Source organism: Rathayibacter sp. AY1C4, assembly GCF_002932195.1.
In the GTDB taxonomy this organism is placed as follows: domain Bacteria; phylum Actinomycetota; class Actinomycetes; order Actinomycetales; family Microbacteriaceae; genus Rathayibacter.
The window spans coordinates 1-1,082 of sequence record NZ_PSWE01000066.1; the positions used below are offsets into that span (position 1 = coordinate 1).

A 1,082-nucleotide genomic window follows, 5' to 3' on the forward strand; every position below is an offset into this window, starting at 1 on the left:
GCGGCCAGCGCCAGCGGCTCGGCCTCGCCCGGGCGCTGTACCGGCGCCCCTCGGTCCTCGTCCTCGACGAGGCGACGTCGGCGCTCGACAACCGCACGGAGCACGAGATCTCGCGGGCCGTCGCCGAGCTGCACGGCAGCATGACCGTCCTCGTGGTCGCCCACCGGCTCTCGACCGTGCGCGGCGCCGACCGGCTGCTCTTCCTCGACGGCGGCAGGATCGAGGGGGCCGGCACCTTCGAGGAGGTGCGGGCCGCGCACCCCGGCTTCGCCCAGCTCGTGGCGCTCGGAGAGCTCTCGTGAGCGGGGGAGGCCCGCGGTGGTGACGCTCGGCGACGTCCGCTCGGCGCTGCTGGCGCCCCTCCGCCGACGGGGCACGACGGTGCTGCTGCCCGGCGAGTCGTTCGGGGTCGGGAACCTCGCCTACTTCTGGCTGCAGGCCCACGCCCGTCGGAGCCGCGGGGTGCCGACCGCGGTGCGCGCGACGCGGAGGACCGCGGAGTGGGCGGAGGTCTTCCCGCGGGTCCTCGAGGAGCTCGTGGTGCCCCCGGCGGAGATGTCGTTCTTCAGCCCCCGCGAGCTCGGGAGCGTCCACCAGGAGCTCGGCGTGGAGTTCACGACGGACGAGCTGGCGGACTTCGTCGCGACGATGCTGCTCCCGCCCGGCGGCCCGTTCACCGCTCTGGTGGCGGCGGCGCGACCGGAGGCGGACCTCACCCTGAACATCCGGCGCGGCGACTACTACAGCGTCCCGGCCTTCCGCGGCCGCTACTCCTTCGACGTGGTCGAGTACGTCGACGCGGCACTCGCCCTGGCCCGCGAGCGGGAGCCCGTGCGCAGCGTCCTGATCGTGTCGGACGACCTCGACTGGTGCCGGGTGAAGCTGGCCCGCGTCCTCGAGGGCCTCGAGGTGCGCTTCCCGGGGGCGGGGACGCCGGTGCCGCAGCAGCTCGCCCTGCTGGCCGCGTCCCGCCGCCTGGTGCTGACGAACTCGACCTTCTCGTACTGGGGCGCGCATCTCGGCGACCACGTGCACGGCGGCGCCGAGGTGATCGCGCCGTGGTTCCACAGCCGCGCGTGGAA

General features: G+C 74.8%; 2 protein-coding genes. Both read left to right on the top strand.

Features of this window, described 5'->3' with window-relative positions; genetic code table 11:
• Positions 1–302: ATP-binding cassette domain-containing protein (locus C5C99_RS16635; RefSeq protein ID WP_146085540.1), on the top strand; the 302-nt coding region annotated here is incomplete at its 5' end.
• A 16-nt stretch (positions 303–318) separates the two neighbouring features.
• Positions 319–1,082, top strand: a 764-nt coding sequence (locus tag C5C99_RS16640) for an alpha-1,2-fucosyltransferase (RefSeq protein WP_146085541.1), incomplete at its 3' end; no start/stop codon positions are given.